Source organism: Luteococcus sp. Sow4_B9 (assembly GCF_052116585.1).
Taxonomy (GTDB): Bacteria; Actinomycetota; Actinomycetes; order Propionibacteriales; family Propionibacteriaceae; genus Luteococcus.
Genome location: NZ_JBQKKT010000019.1, coordinates 37153 through 55444 on the forward strand (window position 1 = coordinate 37153; position 18292 = coordinate 55444).

Below are 18292 nucleotides of genomic sequence, written 5' to 3' on the forward strand. Positions count from 1 at the left end.
CACAGTGGCGGACAGTAGTCTGGCGGGGTACTCAACGAAAGGTGCACCATGCGCGTCCTCGTCACCGGCGGAGCCGGTTACATCGGTTCCCACACCACGCTGGCACTGCTCGAGCAAGGGCACGACGTCCTGGTGGTCGATGACCTGTCCAATTCCTCGCGCGAATCCCTCGCCCGAGTGGCCGAGCTGACCGGGCGCACCGCCGACTTCGTCGAAGCCAATGTGCGCGATGCCAACGCTCTCGAGTCCGCCTTTGCGAGCTTCCGCCCAGACGCCGTCATCCACTTCGCCGGCTGGAAGGCCGTCGGTGAGTCCACCCAGGTGCCGCTGACCTACTACCGCGAGAATGTCGGCTCCACGCTCACCCTGCTGGAGACCATGGCCCGCCATGACTGCCACACGATCGTGTTCAGCTCGTCGGCCACCGTCTACGGCGAGCTGTCAGAACCGCCCTTCACCGAGGACGCCCCCACCGGTGCGACGAATCCGTATGGCCGCACCAAGCACATGGTGGAGCAGATCCTGGCCGACGTGGCCGCTGCCGACGACCAGCTGCGAGTGGGCGTGCTGCGCTACTTCAACCCGATCGGCGCGCACGAGTCGGGCCGGATCGGCGAGGACCCCAAGGGCATCCCGAACAACCTGCTGCCCTTCGTCGCACAGGTGGCTGCCGGGCGCCGCGAGAAGCTGATGGTCTTCGGCGACGACTACCCGACGCCCGATGGCACGGGAACCCGCGACTACATCCACGTGGTGGACCTGGCCGCCGGCCATCTGGCCGCCCTGGACTTCCTCACCGAGCACGACGGCTACCACGTGTGGAATCTGGGCACCGGGCGGCCGAACTCGGTGCTGGAGGTGGTGAACGCCTTCGGCGAGGCCGCCGGGATGGAGATTCCCTACCAGATCGTCGCCCGTCGCCCCGGTGACGTCGCGTCGTCCTATGCGGACGTCAGCCGGGCCCACGCCGAGCTGGGCTGGCAGGCCCACAAGTCGGTGGCCGATGCCTGCGCCGACACCTTCCGCTGGCAGTCGGCCAATCCGAATGGATATGCCCAGGACTGACCCGGACTGTCCAGGCTGGTCTGTACCTGACTCCCCGGCTCAGATGCCGGAGACCGAGAGTGTCCGGATCTGCAGCTGGGCAGGCAGCAGGACGGGTTGGCGAGCTTCTGCCTCCGGGCACTCCACCTGCTCCACCAGGGCGCTGACCAGCAGTTCCACCGCTTCATCGGTGGGCTGGGTGATCGAGGACATGCCCAGCGCACGGGCCACCGGGGTGTCGTCGTAGCCAATCACGGCCACATCGCCCTCTTGCGTGCGGGGCAGATCCCTGGCCGCCAGCAGCGCCCCAAAGGCCAATGAGTCCGAGGCACAGACGAAGGCGGTGGCGCCCTGCCCCACCAGCCGGGTGGTCGCGGCCCTGCCGCTCTCCACCTGGTCCCTGCCCGCGGTGTCCAAGCTCGTGATCGTGGCCTCGTCCACGACTGTGGCCATGGCCCGTCGCCAGCCCGCACGACGGTCGTCACCGGGACCTGACCCGGCGACCATGCCGACGAAGCCAATCCGCTGGTGCCCGGCGGCCAGGAAGTGGCGGGTGGCCTCCTCTGTGGCCGCGGCACCGTCCACGTCCACCCAGAAGTGGTTGGCGTCGTCCTGCCCCCAAGGACGGCCGAAGCTGACCATCGGGACCCGACGCTTGCGCAGGCCGGCGGGTCGCAGGTCTCCCAGGTCCGTGCCGGAGAGCAGGCAACCGTCGATCGAGCCGCGTTCGTGGAGGCTGATCAGCTGGGCGAGCTCGTCGGCATCATCGTTGGCCGTGATGGGCATGATGTTGTAGCCCACCTGGTGGGCGCAGGAGACGAGCCGGTGGTGGAAACGGTCCATCGCGGCGCCGTAGATGCCGTCGGACGAGGGATAGATGCGCATGGCCAAGGTGTTGGAGCGCTGGTAGCGCAGTGACTGGGCGGCGCGATTCGGCTGGTAGCCGCTGTCCTCGATCGCCTTCTGCACCCGCTCCCGGGTCTCCGCCTTCACCAGGTGCGGCGCATTGATCACGTTCGAGACCGTCTGCCTCGAAACGCCCAGCTCCTTGGCCAGGCTCACCAGTGTCGGACGCCCCATGGAGTCCACCTTCTCCCAACTCCGTTTCGAACCGGGGGCTTCATTGCCCCGCCTTTTGAACGATCTAGAGTGTTGATAGCCTCGCTCGCGAAAGCCCTCCCGTCAAGTGCACGAGTCCCTTGCGGGGCGATCTTCCGCCGCCGATCAACCAGTGGATCGACCAATACGAATGGCCAACATGCAGCAGCCCTATCTGAACGACCTCTCCGCAGTCCTCTCCGCCCCGGTGCAGGTCTGGTCAGCGCTCGATGGCCAGGCCGACGGACTGGCCAGCGAACGTGCGGTCGAGGGGATCTACTGCGGGGACTGCCGGGTGGTCTCGGGACTGCAGGTGGCCAGCACGAGCCACCACCTGGAGCACATCGCCACCGACGAACGAGGTGGTCGTCGGGTCACGTTCCAGTACGTCGTTCGCACCCCCGATCTCGGCGTCGACCCGGCCGTGCTGCTCGAACGCGTCCGTGAGGTGGACGGCGCCGGTTTCCAGGAACGCTACCTGCTCAGTACCGCGTCCCTGCGGGACCTCACCGTCGAGCTGCAGCTGCGGCTGCGCCCCGACTCCACACCGATGCAGTCCATCAAGTCGGGCGTGCCGGGCACAGCCGTCGTGGCCGAGCTCACCGACCGTGGTGCCATCTTCTCCTGGCGGGACCAGAACACCGCTGCAACGCTGACCAGCCAGGCTTCGATGGGGCTGGACGGTGACGGCGTGCTGCTGAACTGGTCAGTGTCCCTGCCCGCCCGTGGCACCGCTGAGGTGGGCTTCCGTCTGGACCTGGCAGATGCGGCGGCCCCCTTCGTCGGCTGCGCCGCGCCTGCCCTGGTTCCCCCCGCCACGGATGGCAGCAACCCGGCGCTCGACCAACTCCTGCAGACCAGCTTCGCTGACCTCAACGGCCTGCGAATGGCCCACCCGAGCACCCCCCAGGAGGGCTTCCTTGCCGCGGGCGCCCCGTGGTACTTCACCCTCTTCGGCCGCGACTCACTGATCAGCGCCCACAACCTCGTGCCACACGATGTCACCACCGCCGCTGCCACCCTGCGCGTGCTGGCCCAGTTGCAGGGCACCGAGCACGACGTGGCCTCGGCCCAGCAGCCCGGCAAGATCCTGCACGAGGTACGTCAGGAACCCCTGGAGCTGGCCCTGAGCCACCAGGGTCAGGCTGCCCACCAGATGAGCCTGCCACCGCTCTACTACGGCACCGTCGACGCCACCCCGCTGTGGATCATGCTCCTCTCGGAGGCGGACGAGGCGGGCATGCCGCCGGGCGAGGTGCGTGCCCTGCTGCCGAATCTGCGCGCGGCACTGGCCTGGATCCGCGACCACGGCGATGCCGACGGCGACGGCTTCCTGGAATACCGCGACGAGTCGGGGCACGGCCTGGCCAATCAGGGATGGAAGGACTCCGGCGACTCCATCCGCTTCGCCGACGGGAGCCTGGCCGCCGGTTCGGTCGCGCTGGCCGAGGTGCAGGGCTATGCCCATGCCGCCGCGCTGGGTGGCGCACGACTGCTGGAGAAGTACGACGACGACCGGGCCGCGGCCGCCGAGTGGCGCGCCTGGGCCGCAGATCTGGCCGACCGCTTCCGGCAGAAGTTCTGGGCCACCGACGAGCTGGGCGCCTACCCGGTGCTGGCCCTGGACGGTGCTCTGGACGCCGACGGGAACAAGCCCCAGGTGACCGGTGTGGCCTCCAACATGGGGCACCTCCTGGGCACCGGCATCCTGTCCGACGAGGAGGCCCGCACGGTGGTGGAGCGCCTGGTGCATCCGACGATGGCCTCCGGCTACGGCATTCGCACCATGAGCACCACCAATGGCGGCTACTGGCCGCTGAGCTACCACGTCGGTTCGGTCTGGACCCATGACACTGCCTTCATCATCGGCCAGATGCTGCGCGAGGGCTTCACCGACGAGGCCCGCCTCTTGGCCACCCAGCTGCTGAAGGCCGCAGCGGGCTTCGACTTCCGCCTGCCGGAACTGTTCGGCGGCATGGGAGCCGACGAGGTCTTCCCACCCCAGCCCTACCCCGCCTCCTGCCGGCCGCAGGCGTGGGCGGCGACCAGCTCGGTGGTGATCGCCCGGACCCTGGCCTGATCCGCTCTCTGGTCCCGTCGTTCCCCGAGCCTGTGGAGGAGCCGAGCCCGTCGAGGGACAGCGCCCGCCCAAGGTAGGTGGTGCGGGTCATCCCGAGGGTGGAGACCCGCTGGGCAGTTCCAGACCCGAGAGGGACGCCCGCTCGCCCCTTGCTTTCCTAGGCTTGCTCCATCGGGACCCACCGGTCCCAGTTCCCGAGCAGGAAAGGCCAGCCATGTCAGCAAGCGTCCCCACCGGCGACCAGGAGAGGGCCAGCGGAGGTGCTCGTCGCGCCGTCCCGGAGCCCCAGGCCGAGCCCGTGGCGCAGACCTTCGACCTGGTGAAGGTCTACGGCTCCGGCAAGACCCAGGTCACGGCCCTGGACCACGTCAATGTCAGCTTCACCCGTGGCTCCTTCACGGCCATCATGGGCCCGTCAGGTTCCGGAAAGTCGACGTTGATGCACTGCCTGGCCGGACTGGACAAGTTCACCTCCGGTCGCGTGGTGATGGGCGACCAGGAACTCAACCGGCTCAATGACAAGCAGCTCACCCTGGTGCGCCGCGATCGGGTCGGCTTCGTCTTCCAGAGCTTCAACCTGCTGCCGACGCTGACCGCCAAGCAGAACATCCTGCTTCCCCTGGAGCTGGCTGGCCGCAAGCCTGACAAGGCCTTCTTCGAGCAGCTCACCAGCTCGCTGGGTCTTCAGGAGCGCCTGGAGCACCGCCCCAGTGAGCTCTCGGGCGGTCAGCAGCAGCGCGTCGCCGTGGCCCGCGCCATGATCACCCGCCCCGACGTGATCTTCGCCGACGAGCCCACCGGCGCGCTGGACTCCAAGACCGGCACCGCCCTGCTGCAGTACCTGCGTACCTGCGTCGACGAGCTGGGCCAGACGATCATCATGGTCACCCACGACGCCAAGGCCGCCGCCTTCGCCGACCGGGCCCTGATCCTGCTCGACGGCCAGATCGTCGACGACCTCGCCTACCCAACCGTCGAGAGCGTCAACGAGGCGCTCGTGCGCGTGGGGGCCTGATGTTCGCCGACGCAGCACGAGAAGTCCGCCACCACCCGGGGCGGATCGTCGCCACCCTGGTGGCGATCGCAATCAGCGTCGCCTTCATGGCCGGCGTCAGCATCTTCATGGCCACCCAGACCAAGGCGCTGGGCCGGTCGATGGCTCTGGTCACCTCGCAGTCCGACGCGGTGGCCAGTATCAACACCGCCAAGACGGGGGTCGACGACGCGAAGGTGCTGGCCGCCCTCAAGGCTGTCCCCGGTGTCAAGGCCGTCGAGCCGGCGGCCAGCGGCATGGGATCGCTGAGCACCGACGAGAAGCAGGTCTATGCCTCCCTCTACGCCGTCCCCGGCGAGGACTTCCGCTGGGCCAATCTGACCGAGGGCGCGTGGGCCAGCAAGCCCAGTGAGATCACCCTCTCGGGTCAGCTGGCGGACAAGCTCCAGGTGGGCGTCGGCGATTCCGTGACCAATGGCAACGAGCAGCTCACCGTCGTCGGCATCACCGATGACCCGTCGACGCTCTTCTTCCAGACGGCCTACCAGACGCCCAGCGCCCTGAAGGGCGAGGGTCCAGCTCCACTCTGGTTGATGGATCTGGCCGACGGGGCTGACCAGGCGGCCGTCATCGCGCAGGCGCGCCAGGCCCTGGTCCCGATGGTGGACCAGCCCGACGCCAGGGGTCCGTACACCGACGAGCGCAACCTGGAGGTCAGCTCCAGCGAGGACTCCCAGGCGACGGCCGTCTCCGAGATCACCGGCGACTTCGACGTGATGAAGTACGCGCTGCTCATCTTCAGCGGGGTGGCCGCCCTGGTGGGGCTGATCACCATCTCGAACACCTTCACCATCCTGCTGGCCCAGCGACGCCGCCAGATCGGCCTTCTGCGCGCGGTGGGCGCCACCGGAGCACAGGTGCGCCGACGCTTCCTGGCCGAGGCCGTGCTGCTGGGCATGATCGGTTCCGCCCTGGGTCTGCTGCTGGGCACGCTGCTGGCGTGGGTGGGCGCCCGCTACACCAGGGCCGACTACTGGGGCATGAGCTTCCCGCTGGGCGAGCTGGCCCTCGAGTTCGGTCTGGGCGTGCTGCTGACGGTGCTGGCGGCGATGCTGCCAGCGCTGAAGGCCACCCGAGTGGCGCCCCTGGAGGCTCTGCAGCCCGTGGCCACCAGCGAGGAGGTCAAGCGGACCTCGATCGTGCGTGCCGTCCTGTGTGGTCTGCTGGTGCTGGCCGGTGCCTTCCTGGCCTGGCGTGCCGTGACCATGCCGGTGGGCGACGAGCCGCAGGTCAATGGCCCGGTCTTGAATGCCGTGGCCGGGGCGCTGCTGCTGACCATCGGCGTACTCTTCGCGGCGCCGCTGTACATCCCGTGGGTCCTGCGGGCACTGGGAGCGGTCTTCGGCCTGGCCGGCCCCTCGGCGCGACTGGCCGGCACCAATGCCGCGCGCAATCCTCGTCGGGCGGCGGCCACGGCCACGGCGCTGATGCTGGCCTGCGGCCTGATCGTCACGCTCCAGGTGGGCACTGCGACGGCAGAACGGACCGTGCTGCAGGAGGTGAACAGCCGCTACCCGGTGGACCTCCAGGTGAGCAGCATGGGCAACTTCACGGCCCAGGATCCCCAGGAGGCGCAGGACACCAGCCTCTCGCCCAAGGTGGTGGACAGCCTCAAGGACCTGCCGAACATCGCCAGGAGCACCTTCATGGTGGGTGGCCGGGCGCAGGACTCTCGGGGCCTGCCCGTGACGGTCGTCGCGCTCACGTCGCAGGCCAGCACGGTCTCACGTGACACGCTGCCCGCCCTCACCGATGGCCAGGTGGTGGCCGATGCCAAGCCCGGCACGACGATGGTGCTCACCGGCAGCAGTGGCCAGAAGCTGACACTGACCGTGGTGGAGGGAGCCAAGAAGCTGGGGGGCAACCAGGCCTTCGTGACCGACGCCACCATGCGCAAGCTGGTGGACAAGCCCACCACGCAGCTCTACTGGGGCCAGCTGGCCGACCGGGATGAGATGGGCTCCTCGATGGCGCCCTTGGAGCGGCTCGCCAGTGCCAATCCCGGTGTGATGCCCTCCGGCTCCGTGACGGAGGCCTACATGGTCACCAAGGTGCTGGACATGCTGCTGTTGGTCACCTCGGCCCTGTTGGGCGTGGCGGTGCTGATCGCGTTGGTGGGCGTGAGCAACACGCTGGGCCTGTCGGTCATCGAGCGCACTCGTGAGTCCGCCCTGCTGCGGGCCCTCGGCATGCAGAAGCAGGGGCTGCGCACCATGTTGCTGGTGGAGGCCCTGATGCTGGGGCTGGCGGGTGTCCTGGTGGGCGTTGCCGCGGGCGCCTTCTTCGGCTGGCTGGGGATGAAGTCCCTGCTCCGCCAGGCCGGACTGGACGCCGGGATCCTCTTCGCCGTGGACTGGAAGTGGACGCTTGGTCTGATCGCCATCGCCGTGGCGTCCGCGGCCCTGGCGTCGATCCTGCCCGGACGCAGGGCTGCCAGCGCCACCCCGACGGAGGCCCTGGCCCAGGACTGACCACGAGTCCGCACCGGAGAGAGCACAGGTCACGCCCGTGAGCCGCTGGAGCGGTTCACGGGCGTGACCTGTGTCACACTGCCGGGCGCACAACCACGACCCCCGGGGGTTCACGAACTATGTGTGCCGTACAGTGGAACTTCCTCGTTTGGACAGCGCCCCCAACGGCCCACAAAATCCGTAGTCAACGGGTGGATTCAAGATTCACTCAGGCAAAGTGAAGAGTCTGTTGAGAAAGTCTCACCCAAAGGGCTGGGCAAGGGCACTTGAAGGTGCAAGAATATCCACATCGCAGCGATCGAGAACGAACTCTCGCAGGCGATCCACAAACGCCCTGGGGGTTGCTGGGGGTGACCAGCAGCCCCCAGGTGCCTCTTTTTTGAACGAACAAAGATTCGTCACCGCGAGGCTGCCACCTACAGTGGGCCCATGCCCACCGAGCGCCCACTGCCCAGCCAACGTCAGCAGGATGCCCGTCGTCGGGTCGAGCTCGCCGAACAGGCAGCCCGGGCCGAGGCGCAGATCGCCCAACCGCTGATCGACGAGTTCGTCGCGGAGGCCACCCGGCGTGGCATCGCCCCGGAACCGCTGCGCGCCACCCTGATCTCCGGCGCCACGGCCAGGACGGACAAGCAGGGCTGGTACCTGCGCAAGAACCGCTCACTCGCAATCGGCACCGACGGGGGCTACTACGTGCTCACGGTCCCCGGTGGAACCATGGCCCGGCTCAGGGGCGTCACCCTGGAGCCCACCCCGCCGCCGATGGTGATCGGCCGGGGCGGACGCGACGGCGAGACCGGAGATCTCAAGGAATTCCTGGACTGGCGGCTGGCCGCCGGCTGAGGGCGCAAGGTCTGGCGGATCGCCGCCGGCTGATCGCGGAACGGCCACCGAACCACCCCAGGCTGGGGCCGAACCCGCTGCTGGCGCTCAGCGCCAGTAGCCGCGCCAGCGCTGCTTGGGCCACGGGGCATCGGCATTCGCCACGCCCAGCTCGTGCGCGGCGCGCAGGGGCCAGTTGACGTCACGCAGTGCCTCCCGGCCCAACATCACCGCATCGGCCTGGCCGGTGACCAGGATCGTCTCGGCCTGCGCTGGAGTCTCGATGATGCCCACTGCACTGGTGGCGATGCCCGCCTCGCGCCGCACCTGTGCCGCAAAGGGCACCTGATAGCCCGGGCCGACGGGGATCTGGGCCAGCACATTGCCACCGCTGGAGGTGTCCACCAGGTCGACACCGTGCTCCTTGAGCAGGCCCGCCAGACGCACCGTGTCGGCAATGTCCCAGCCGCCGTCCGTCCAGTCGGTGGCGGACAGCCGAACGAAGAGCACCCCCTGGTAGCGCTCGCGAATGGCGTCCACCACGGCGAGCGTCAGCCGCACCCGATTCTCGAAGCTGCCACCCCACTGGTCGGTGCGGGTATTGGTGAGCGGCGAGTAGAACTGGTGCAGCAGGTAGCCGTGGGCGGCGTGCACCTCCACCACGTCGAAGCCCGCCCGCTGGGCGCGCACGGCCGCGTCGGCAAAGGCGTCAATGACGTGCTGGATGCCCGCTTCGTCCAGCACCTTGACCTCAGCGGTGTACTCACCGCTGTCCGCGCGCTGGGTGGTGGGCCCGACGGGCTGCCAGCCACCCTCCTCCGGGGGCACGGTGCCCGGGCCGACACCCGGCCACCAGCGGTTCGTGCTCGCCTTGCGACCGGCATGGGCCAGCTGGACGCCCGTCGCCGCCCCGTGCTGGTGGACGAAGTCGTTGACCCGCCGCCAGGCATTGGCCTGCTCGTCATTCCACAGACCGGCATCCCAAGGGCTGATCCGCCCCTCCGGCAGCACGGCTGCCGCCTCGCTCATCACCAGTCCCCAGCCACCTGCGGCGAACCCGCCGTAGTGCACCAGGTGCCAGTCGGTCACGACGCCGTCCATCGTCTCGACGCTGTACTGGCACATGGGCGAGACCCAGGCTCGGTTGCGGATGGAGAGGCTGCGGAGATCGAGGGGTGTGAACAGTGCTGGTGTGGTGCTCATGCTGCCATTCAACCCGATCCCCCAGAAGGCTCGGACCGGTAGCATCGCGGTGGCCAGAAATCGCGGTGGTCATCGATCGTGGTGGCCGGTGAGGAGTGAGCGGTGCGTTTCCTGCGCAACCTGCGTCGTCTGCTGCGCCACGAACGATTCCAGAAGCTCTTCTTCATCCGGGCCCTCACCCAGTCAGCCGATGGGACGCTGCAGGTGGGCATGGCCAGCCACATCCTGTTCAACCCGGCCGAGCAGCCCACGGCGTGGGCCATCGCGTCCATGTTCGCCATCACCCTGATGCCCTTCAGCATCGTCGGCCCCTTCGTCAGCGGCTACCTGGACCGGTGGTCGCGCCGCAACACGGCGATCGCGGTGGACGGGATCCGGGCCGTCCTCGCCCTGGTGATCGCGACCATCGTCGTCACCGGCACCAGTTCGCCGCTGGTGACCGGCGTGCTCTTCACGTCGCTGATGGTGGCCCTGGCGTTGAACCGTTTCGTGCTGGCCGGGCTGGCGGCCGGGCTGCAGCACACCATCGACGACGACGAATTCCTCACCGCTTCGGCCCTGATGCCGATGATCGGCCCCATCGGTGTGCTCTTCGGCGGTGGGGTCGCCGCGGCGATCCGGCTGGGCGCCCCGTGGCCCGCCCACATCGCCGACGGCGTGATCTTCTGCTGCGCCGCTGCCATGTGGGCCGTGGCCGCCTTCGTCGCTGCCCAGCTGGGTCCGCGTGATCTGGGCCCGCTGGTGCCGGTGCCGCGCACCCGCTTCCGGGAAACCCTGGCCGCCATCCAGGACGCAGGACGGCACCTGGTGGGCCGCCGCACTGCCTTCCTGGGGCTGGTGACCATCACCTGTCAGCGGGTGCTCTACGGCCTGACCCTGGTCTCGGTGATGCTGCTCTTCCGCACCCACCTGCACGCCGCGGACCAGACGGAGGCGGCCATGGCCGACATCGGACTGTGGATGGCGGCCAGCGGAGTAGGCTTCGCCGCGTCGGTTCTGCTCGTCCCCGTGCTGGCGCACCGGCTGGGCATGCAGCACACCATCGTCGTGCTGCTGCTGGCCAGCGCCGCGGCCCAGCTGGGGCCCGGGCAGGTGATCAACCGCTGGTGGCTGCTGCTGGCCAGCGTGCTGATCGGCTGGTTCGCCCAGTCGCTCAAGATCTGCATCGACACCGTGGTCCAGTCCCACGTGGACGACGCGGTGAAGGGGCGCGTCTTCGTGATCTACGACGTGGTCTTCAATGCCGCGATCGTGCTGGCCTCCGTGATCGCCGCGCTCACCATCCCCGCCAGCGGCTTCTCCCGCCCGGTCTTCGTCGGCATCGGTCTGGGCTATCTGGCGCTGGCCGCGGGGTTCTGGCTGACCAGCCGCCCGATCGGCGCCGCCGCCTTCGACCGGGGCACGGACCTGCGAATGGGCCCCGCCCAGGGCTGAGCCCTGCGAATTCCGCCGGTTCGAGCCCGCCAGCTGGGAACGTCAGGTCGAGCTCGGCACCGCCAACCGCGGCCTCTCGCCCCGCCGCAGCTCGGCCAAGGTCTGGACCACGTCGTCGGCCACGTCACCGGGCAGCGTGATCGCCGCGCAGTGCGGGGTGATGGTGACCTTCGGGTGCCGCCAGAGCCAGTGCTCGGCGGGCAGCGGTTCGGGGCTCATCACGTCCAGATGGGCAGCTTGCACCTGACCTGCGTCCAGGGCTCGGCGCAGTGAGTCCTGGCAGGTGGTATCGCCACGGCCGACATTGACGTACAGCGCACCCCGCAGCCGCCCCAGCACGGCCTCGTCGACACTGAGCCGGGTCTGCTGGGTCAGGGGCAACAGGTTGACCAGGACCTGCGCATCCTCCAGCGGAACGCTCGCGAGCGCGGTGACCTCGTCGAATCCCGGGGCTGACCGGCCGGAACGGTTCACCCCGACCGTTCGGAAACCGAGCGTCTGCAGGGCCCTGGCAACCACCTGGGCAATCTCGCCCGTGCCCAGTAGCACGCAGGTGCCTGGCGGCCAGTGGTGCGGGATCCGGTCCCATCGAGCATCGGCCTGGGCACGTCGGTAGTGCGCTCCGTTGAGCCGGTGGTCCAGCACTGCCCAGGCCACGGACTGCGCCATCTGCTGCGGCAGTGAACCCAGGGTGCGGGTCAGCACACCGATCCGGTGGCGGGCCTGCTCCAACTGGTCATAGCCGGCCGCCAAGGAATGCACCCACGGGTACCCCATCCCGTCGGGCAGGGAGCGGCAGACCACGGCGGTGGCCCAGGCGAAGTCCTCGTCACTGGGCTCAACCACTGCCCGTAAGGGGTCGTCGAAGCCGCGGGCCACCAAGGCATCCCGCACGTCCAGCGCGTGGGACCCGGTGACCAGCAGGTTGACCATGTCAGCGGATCAGCCGCGGGCCTCGATCGCCTGACGGTAGAGACGTCCGGCGCGGTAGGACGAGCGCACCATCGGGCCGCTCATCACGCCGCTGAAGCCGATCTCGGTGGCCTCCTCGGCCAGCTCGTCGAATTCCTGCGGGGTGACCCAGCGGTCGATCGGCAGCAGCGTCACGTTCGGGCGCAGGTACTGCGTGATGGTGAGCAGCTCGGTGCCGGCGTCGTGCAGGTCCTGCATCGCCTGGCTGATCTCCTCACGGGTCTCGCCCATGCCCAGGATCAGATTGCTCTTGGTGACCAGACCGGCCTCGCGGGCCATCGTCAGCACCTCGAGCGAGCGCTCGTAGCGGAAGCCGGGGCGGATGCGCTTGAAGATCCGCGGCACCGTCTCCACGTTGTGGCCGAAGACCTCCGGTCGCGCCTCGAAGAGCTGGTCCAGGAATTCCTTCCGGCCGCTGAAGTCGGGCGCCAGCATCTCCACGCCCACGCCGGGGTTCAGCTCGTGGATCTTGCGGATCGTCTCGGCGTACAGCCAGGCACCCTCGTCCTCCAGGTCGTCGCGGCAGACGCCGGTGACCGTGGCGTACTTCAGACCCATGGTGCGCACGCTCTCGGCGACGCGCAGGGGCTCGGCCGTGTCATAGCCCTGCGGCTTGGCGGACTCGATCTGGCAGAAGTCGCAGCGACGAGTGCACTGGTCGCCGCCGATGAGGAAGGTGGCCTCACGGTCTTCCCAGCACTCGAAGATGTTGGGGCAGCCCGCCTCCTGGCAGACGGTGTGCAGGTCCTCACCCTTCACCAGTTGCTGGAGGTCCCGATACTCGGGGCCCATCGTCGCCGTCGTCTTGATCCACGACGGTTTGCGTTCGATGGGCGTCTGCGAGTTCTTGACCTCGACGCGGAGGAGCTTGCGGCCTTCAGGAGCGATCGTCACGGCTTCAGGTTACCTTCCCGGGAAAGATGGCTTGCCAGCAGCGGTTCGAGGCGCTCGGCCACCTCCAGCAGGCTGGGCACGGGGCCCTCCGTCTCCTCCGCCAGGGAGGTGACCCCGGCGTCGGGGATGCCGCAAGGAACGATGTTGTCGAAACCGTCGGAGGCATTGCTGACGTTGAGCGAGAAGCCGTGCAGGGTGGTGCGGCGGGTCACCCGGATGCCGATGGCGCAGATCTTGCGCTCCGGCCGGCCCCGGTTCGCTCGCGCTCCGCCCCCCGAGCCCGCCGTCGACACGGCTCCCGAACCCATCGAGGGGGCCGGGCTGACCAGCGGGGTCACTGAGCCGGCGCCGCCCAGGGTGAAGTTGCCGGTGCGGTCGGTGTCGCCTGCCTTGTGGTGGTGCTCCCCGGGCCCGACGAGGGGCACGGTGGCGGGATCGTCGGCCGGCAGCCACACGCCGGTGCGGCCCGGCACCCGTCCGGCCACCACGCCATAGCCGGCGAGCAGGTCGATGACCGCCTGTTCGACGCGTCGGACATGGTCCACCACCCCCACCCGGTCTGGCAGCCGGATGATCGGGTAACCCACCAACTGGCCCGGGCCGTGCCACGTGATCTTGCCGCCGCGGTCCACGTCCACCACCGGAGTCCCGTCGAAGGGGCGTTCCTCGGGCAGGGTCTGCTTGCCGGCGGTGTAGACGGCCTGGTGCTCCAGCAGGATCACCTGCCCGGGAATCTCCTCGTCGGCCACGCGGGCGTGCACCGCACGCTGTCGGTCCCAGCCCTGGTGGTACTCGATCAGTTCGCCCTCGCACAGGCCCATGTACTCGAACTCGACGCTCACCCGGGCGAGCTTACGCCGGGCTCCGGATGGGGCGCCCGGAGCGTGCGCCGCCCGGCCCAGCTCATGGCTCCGTGCAGCCACACCCCACACGATGCCCGTTTCCGCACAAGCGTCTAGTCTGATGTCATTCCACCCTCATTCGCCAGGAGTTCACGTGCAGACCTACCGCATCCGCGAAGCTGCCGACCTGCTCGGGGTCAGCAACGACACCCTGCGTCGGTGGATCGACGCCGGCCGGATCACTGCCAGCCAGGACGCCCAGGGGCGCGCCTGCCTGGAAGGGCCAGAACTGGCCCGCTTCGCCGTCGCGCTGGCCGATGCCCCGGACGGCGACGGGCGGGTCTCCGCACGCAATTGCTTCCCCGGCCTGGTGACCCGCGTCGTTCGTGACACGGTGATGGCGCAGGTGGAGATCCAGGCGGGGCCACACAAGGTGGTCTCCCTGATCAGCCGCGAGGCAGCCGACGAGCTGCGGCTGGAGCCCGGCATGCGCGCCACCGCGCGGATCAAGGCGACCAGCGTGGTGGTGGAGACGCCGTGAGGCGACCTCTCGCCGTGGTGCTTGCCCTGGTGATGGCACTGGCCACGGCTCAGGGGTGCGCCAGCCGCAAGGCCCAGGAGGAGACCATCACCGTCCTGGCCGCAGCCTCCCTCACCGAGACCTTCACGTCGCTGGCCCGCGAGCACGAACGGGCCCATCCCGGAACGCGGGTACAGCTCTCCTTCGGCGGCTCCTCCACCCTGACCGCACAGATCCGCACCGGGGCACCCGTCGACGTCTTCGCCTCCGCGAGCGGCACGGACATGGAGGCCCTGGCCGGTGAGGGACTCGTGGACGATCCCGTCGTCTTCGCCCGGAACCGGATCACGGCGGTGGTCCCCGCCGACAACCCGGCGCGGATCACGTCCGTCGGCAGCCTGCCTCGCGGCCGGGTTGCGCTCTGCCAGCCAGCCGTTCCCTGTGGCGTGGCGGGCCGGACACTGCTCCGCAGGATGGGCGTCGAGCTGACGCCCATCACCGAGGAGCCCGACGTGCGGGCGGTGCTCACCAAGGTGAAACTCGGCGAGGTGGACGCCGGGCTGGTCTACGCCACGGACGCGATCCAGGCGGGCGACGCGGTCCGGGAGCTACCAGTGCCGGAGGGCAAGGCCGTCACCTCCGACTATCCGATCGCCGTCGTGCAGGCCACCGATCACTCCGAGGCGGCGCAGCGCTTCGTCGATCTGGTCACCTCCCAGCGCGGACGCGATGTGCTGCGCACGGCGGGCTTCTCCACGCCATGAGCCGTTTGGTGACTCCCCCGATGACCACCCACGTCGGCCGGCGCAGTCCACGCAGCCCACGGGACTCACGGGGTGGCAGCCCGGCAATCCCTGCCGCCGCCCTGCTCGGCTGTCTGCTGTTGGGACTGCCTTTGGCCAGCCTCCTGCTGGGAGCGCCGTGGCTCGAGCTGCCGACGATCATCTCCGACCCGGCCGTGCAGTCCACCCTGCGCCTGTCCCTGCTCAGCGCGACAGCGGCGATGCTGCTCTCCTTCGTGCTGGGCACCCCACTGGCCTGGCTGCTCGCCTCGGGGCACGGCCGCTGGGTGGGTCCGCTGCGGGTCCTGGTGACCCTGCCAATGGTCCTGCCGCCGGTGGTGGGTGGTGTGGCGCTGATGCTGGCCTTCGGGCGGACGGGAGCCATCGGCCGATGGCTGTGGGAGGGCGCCGGTATCCAGCTGCCGTTCACGATGGCGGCCGTGGTGCTGGCGGAGACCTTCGTCGCCATGCCCTTCCTGGTCACCTCGGTGGAAGGAGCCCTGCGCCAGCGTGACATCGCACTGGAGGAAGCCGCGATGACGATGGGCGCGAGCGAGTGGCGGATCCTGCGCCACGTCACGCTCCCCCTGGTGTGGCCGTCACTGGCCGCCGGTCTGGTCCTGGCCTGGGCACGGGCACTGGGCGAGTTCGGCGCGACGATCACCTTCGCGGGCAATCTCCCCGGCCGCACCCAGACCATGCCGATGGCGATCTACCTGGCGATGCAGACCGATCCGGAGCGGGCCGTGGGACTGTCCGCGCTGCTCCTGCTGGTCTCCGCCACGGTGCTCTTCCTGCTGCGCGGCCAGTGGCTGGTGCGGCCCCGGGAGATGACGACGCCGAGTCACCCCGGCAGCCGATGAGAGCTGGGCATTCACCCACCTGTCGCAGGCCGGTCACAGCCATTTCCCTTGACCGCTGAGAGAGAGCCTGAAAGGCTGGAATCCCTTAGTAGCAAGGATTTCAGATGAACAGCCGCAGCCTGTGGGTGGACTACGCCAAAGCCATCGGCATCGTCCTGGTGGTCTACGGCCACGTCGTTCGTGGACTCCTCAACGCTGGCCTCCTGAAGAATGCCGAACTCCACTGGCTGGTGGACAGCATCATCTACAGCTTCCACATGCCGCTGTTCTTCTTCCTGTCCGGACTCTTCTTCCATGGCTCCTTCCGCAAGCGGGGAACAGTGGGCCTGCTGGCCACCAAGGTGGACACGATCGTCTATCCCTATCTGGTCTGGTCCCTGCTCCAGGGCTCGATCGAGGCAGTTCTGGCCGGCCAGACCAATGCTGGCGCGAGCTTCACTGACGTGCTGAAGCTGTGGATTCCACGCCAGCAGTTCTGGTTCCTGTATGCCCTCTTCCTGGTCTTCTGTGCGGCCATGCTGGTCTACCGCCGGGTGAAGCCGAAGGCCTTCCTGGCCGTGGTGGCGCTCGGCGCCCTGATCTTCTTGGTGAAGTCTGCATTTCCCGAGCACTTCCTCGTGGGCTTCATCACCCACAACTTCGTCTTCTTCGCCTTTGGCGTCTGGTTCAACGAGGTCAAAGGCTTCATCGAGGCACGCGCCGTTGGGATGATGATCGGCTCGGGCGTGCTCTTCGTTGCGGCCGAGTACTGGTTCCACCGCCCGACCCAGAACAACTCCGCCGACGGCGGTCTCGCCAGCCTGTGCATGGCCGTGCTCGGCATCGTCTTCACGGTGAGCACCTGCATGGTCCTCGCGCGACGGCCTGTGCAGTGGATGCTGACCATCGGCACACTGTCCATGCCGATCTTCCTGATGCACATCCTGTGCAGCAGTGGTTCCCGGATCATCTTGAGCAAGGCACTGGGCATCGACGACGGCCTGCTGCACATCATCACGGGCTGCGCCCTGGGCATCCTGGTGCCGATCATCGTCACCACATTCCTCCAGGCACGCGGCATCACCGGCCTGTTCGAGGCACCGCCGGCCCTCTCCCTGGCGCGCAGGCTGCAGCCCAGGGTTGGTGCGCCCGGCGCCGGAGTCCATCCACCCACCCCGCCGGTCCCGGCCTGCTAGGCCTGCCAGCAGATCGGGGTCTGCCCGCTCGGTGGATGCCCCGGGAGCCCGGCACCACACGCGGTATCGTTCGGCGACCCCTCGTCGCACGAAAGGCACACCGTGAGCGACACCGCCTTCCAAGTCATCGCCATGGTCATCTACATGGCCGCCATGCTCTTCATCGGTTGGTACTCCTACCGACGCACCAGCAGTCTCAACGACTACATGCTGGGCGGCCGAGACCTGCACCCCGCGGTCGCCGCCCTGTCAGCCGGTGCCGCCGACATGTCCGGCTGGCTGCTGATGGGTCTGCCCGGCGCCATCTACGCCAAGGGTCTGGTGGAGGCATGGATCGCGGTGGGTCTCACCGCTGGCGCCTGGCTGAACTGGAAGTTCGTGGCGCCGCGCCTGCGTGCCTACACCCAGGTGGCCAACGACTCCATCACGGTGCCCAGCTTCCTGGAGAACCGGCTGCGCGACCGCACACGGCTGCTGCGCATCGCGTCGGGCCTGATCATCCTGGTCTTCTTCACCTTCTACGTGAGCTCCGGCATGGTCGCCGGTGGCGTCTTCATGGAGTCCAGCTTTGGCATGGAGTACCGCGCGGGCATGATGCTGGTGGCTGCCGTGACCATCTGTTACACGCTCTTCGGCGGCTTCCTGGCCGTGAGCTACACAGATTTCGTGCAGGGTCTGATGATGGCGTTGGCCCTGCTGGCGGTGCCGATCGTCGGCGTGGTGGCACTGGGTGGCTTCGGCGAGGTCTCCAGCCTGGTGAAGGCCTCCGACGCCGCCGCCGGACTTGACCGGATGGCCTGGCTGCCGTCGCCGATGACGCAGGTGGCTGCCATCGGCATCATCTCCTCCCTCGCCTGGGGTCTGGGCTACTTCGGCCAGCCCCACATCATCGTGCGCTTCATGGCGCTGCGCTCCACCGCCGAGGCCCGCGCCGGGCGACGCATCGGTATCGGCTGGATGCTCTTCGCCGTCGGTGGTGGGGGGGGGGGGGGCGGGGTGGGGGGGGGGGGGGGGGGGGGTGGGCGGCGGCGCGCGGGC

At 68.7% G+C, this 18292-nt stretch carries 16 protein-coding genes; 11 read left to right on the forward strand and 5 right to left on the reverse strand.

What is annotated here, in order from left to right:
- Positions 1 to 48 precede the first annotated feature (48 nt).
- On the forward strand, positions 49 to 1065 hold the full coding sequence (gene galE / locus ACTQ49_RS11450; protein WP_441827970.1) for a UDP-glucose 4-epimerase GalE: 1017 nt from the start codon (positions 49 to 51) through the stop codon (positions 1063 to 1065).
- Positions 1066 to 1104: 39 nt separating this feature from the next.
- On the opposite strand, the gene ACTQ49_RS11455 is transcribed toward galE, so the two are convergent.
- Positions 1105 to 2124 (reverse strand): LacI family DNA-binding transcriptional regulator, encoded by a 1020-nt coding sequence (locus tag ACTQ49_RS11455; RefSeq protein ID WP_441827971.1) that lies wholly within the window; start codon positions 2122 to 2124, stop codon positions 1105 to 1107.
- A 169-nt stretch (positions 2125 to 2293) separates the two neighbouring features.
- Between ACTQ49_RS11455 and ACTQ49_RS11460 the strand changes: the two genes are divergently transcribed.
- The 4 genes from ACTQ49_RS11460 to ACTQ49_RS11475 all read left to right on the forward strand — a co-directional run bounded on the left by ACTQ49_RS11460 (position 2294) and on the right by ACTQ49_RS11475 (position 8590).
- Entirely contained in the window at positions 2294 to 4222 is a 1929-nt protein-coding gene (locus ACTQ49_RS11460) for a glycogen debranching N-terminal domain-containing protein (protein WP_441827972.1), read from the forward strand.
- A 214-nt stretch (positions 4223 to 4436) separates the two neighbouring features.
- On the forward strand, positions 4437 to 5237 hold the full coding sequence (locus tag ACTQ49_RS11465) for an ABC transporter ATP-binding protein (RefSeq protein ID WP_441827973.1): 801 nt from the start codon (positions 4437 to 4439) through the stop codon (positions 5235 to 5237).
- Positions 5237 to 7747, forward strand: coding sequence for an FtsX-like permease family protein (locus tag ACTQ49_RS11470; protein ID WP_441827974.1), 2511 nt, complete (start codon positions 5237 to 5239; stop codon positions 7745 to 7747). Before ACTQ49_RS11465 ends, ACTQ49_RS11470 begins: the two co-directional genes overlap by 1 nt.
- 429 nt (positions 7748 to 8176) lie before the next feature.
- Entirely contained in the window at positions 8177 to 8590 is a 414-nt protein-coding gene (locus tag ACTQ49_RS11475; RefSeq protein ID WP_441827975.1) for a hypothetical protein, read from the forward strand.
- Positions 8591 to 8677: 87 nt separating this feature from the next.
- Here the strand turns inward: ACTQ49_RS11475 and ACTQ49_RS11480 are convergent, their stop codons facing one another.
- Complete coding sequence (locus ACTQ49_RS11480) at positions 8678 to 9772, reverse strand: NADH:flavin oxidoreductase/NADH oxidase (protein ID WP_441827976.1); 1095 nt, start codon at positions 9770 to 9772, stop codon at positions 8678 to 8680.
- A gap of 102 nt (positions 9773 to 9874) precedes the next feature.
- Between ACTQ49_RS11480 and ACTQ49_RS11485 the strand changes: the two genes are divergently transcribed.
- Entirely contained in the window at positions 9875 to 11206 is a 1332-nt protein-coding gene (locus ACTQ49_RS11485) for an MFS transporter (protein WP_441827977.1), read from the forward strand.
- Between the two features lie 42 nt (positions 11207 to 11248).
- On the opposite strand, the gene ACTQ49_RS11490 is transcribed toward ACTQ49_RS11485, so the two are convergent.
- From ACTQ49_RS11490 to lipB, 3 genes are read right to left on the reverse strand one after another with little or no spacing between them, the layout of a single operon-like run.
- Positions 11249 to 12139 (reverse strand): NAD(P)-dependent oxidoreductase, encoded by an 891-nt coding sequence (locus ACTQ49_RS11490; protein WP_441827978.1) that lies wholly within the window; start codon positions 12137 to 12139, stop codon positions 11249 to 11251.
- A 9-nt stretch (positions 12140 to 12148) separates the two neighbouring features.
- Entirely contained in the window at positions 12149 to 13072 is a 924-nt protein-coding gene (lipA, locus tag ACTQ49_RS11495) for a lipoyl synthase (RefSeq protein ID WP_441827979.1), read from the reverse strand.
- Entirely contained in the window at positions 13069 to 13914 is an 846-nt protein-coding gene (gene lipB / locus ACTQ49_RS11500) for a lipoyl(octanoyl) transferase LipB (RefSeq protein WP_441827980.1), read from the reverse strand. The genes lipA and lipB overlap by 4 nt, the downstream gene beginning before the upstream one ends.
- Before the next feature lie 154 nt (positions 13915 to 14068).
- Between lipB and ACTQ49_RS11505 the strand changes: the two genes are divergently transcribed.
- From ACTQ49_RS11505 to ACTQ49_RS11525, 5 genes are all read left to right on the forward strand, one after another.
- Positions 14069 to 14455, forward strand: coding sequence for a TOBE domain-containing protein (locus ACTQ49_RS11505; protein ID WP_441827981.1), 387 nt, complete (start codon positions 14069 to 14071; stop codon positions 14453 to 14455).
- A complete protein-coding gene (gene modA / locus ACTQ49_RS11510; RefSeq protein WP_441827982.1) occupies positions 14452 to 15198 on the forward strand; it encodes a molybdate ABC transporter substrate-binding protein in 747 nt (248 codons plus the stop codon). The genes ACTQ49_RS11505 and modA overlap by 4 nt, the downstream gene beginning before the upstream one ends.
- A gap of 20 nt (positions 15199 to 15218) precedes the next feature.
- Positions 15219 to 16079 carry an ABC transporter permease gene (locus tag ACTQ49_RS11515; protein WP_441827983.1) on the forward strand — a complete coding sequence of 287 codons (861 nt, stop codon included), beginning with the start codon at positions 15219 to 15221 and terminating at the stop codon, positions 16077 to 16079.
- 104 nt (positions 16080 to 16183) lie between these two features.
- Entirely contained in the window at positions 16184 to 17254 is a 1071-nt protein-coding gene (locus ACTQ49_RS11520; protein ID WP_441827984.1) for an acyltransferase family protein, read from the forward strand.
- Between the two features lie 102 nt (positions 17255 to 17356).
- Positions 17357 to 18292 (forward strand): sodium:solute symporter family transporter (locus tag ACTQ49_RS11525; protein ID WP_441827985.1); only part of this gene is annotated, 936 nt, incomplete at its 3' end.

Bases quoted from the DNA above. Each gene is read 5' to 3' on its own strand.
- ACTQ49_RS11470 (WP_441827974.1), top strand. From the start codon at position 5,237: ATGTTCGCCGACGCAGCACGAGAAGTCCGCCACCACCCGGGGCGGATC.
- ACTQ49_RS11460 (WP_441827972.1), top strand. From the start codon at position 2,294: ATGGCCAACATGCAGCAGCCCTATCTGAACGACCTCTCCGCAGTCCTC.
- ACTQ49_RS11455 (WP_441827971.1), bottom strand. From the start codon at position 2,124: ATGGGGCGTCCGACACTGGTGAGCCTGGCCAAGGAGCTGGGCGTTTCG.
- ACTQ49_RS11490 (WP_441827978.1), bottom strand. From the start codon at position 12,139: ATGGTCAACCTGCTGGTCACCGGGTCCCACGCGCTGGACGTGCGGGAT.
- ACTQ49_RS11515 (WP_441827983.1), top strand. From the start codon at position 15,219: ATGACCACCCACGTCGGCCGGCGCAGTCCACGCAGCCCACGGGACTCA.
- ACTQ49_RS11475 (WP_441827975.1), top strand. From the start codon at position 8,177: ATGCCCACCGAGCGCCCACTGCCCAGCCAACGTCAGCAGGATGCCCGT.
- ACTQ49_RS11480 (WP_441827976.1), bottom strand. From the start codon at position 9,772: ATGAGCACCACACCAGCACTGTTCACACCCCTCGATCTCCGCAGCCTC.
- ACTQ49_RS11465 (WP_441827973.1), top strand. From the start codon at position 4,437: ATGTCAGCAAGCGTCCCCACCGGCGACCAGGAGAGGGCCAGCGGAGGT.
- ACTQ49_RS11520 (WP_441827984.1), top strand. From the start codon at position 16,184: ATGAACAGCCGCAGCCTGTGGGTGGACTACGCCAAAGCCATCGGCATC.
- galE (WP_441827970.1), top strand. From the start codon at position 49: ATGCGCGTCCTCGTCACCGGCGGAGCCGGTTACATCGGTTCCCACACC.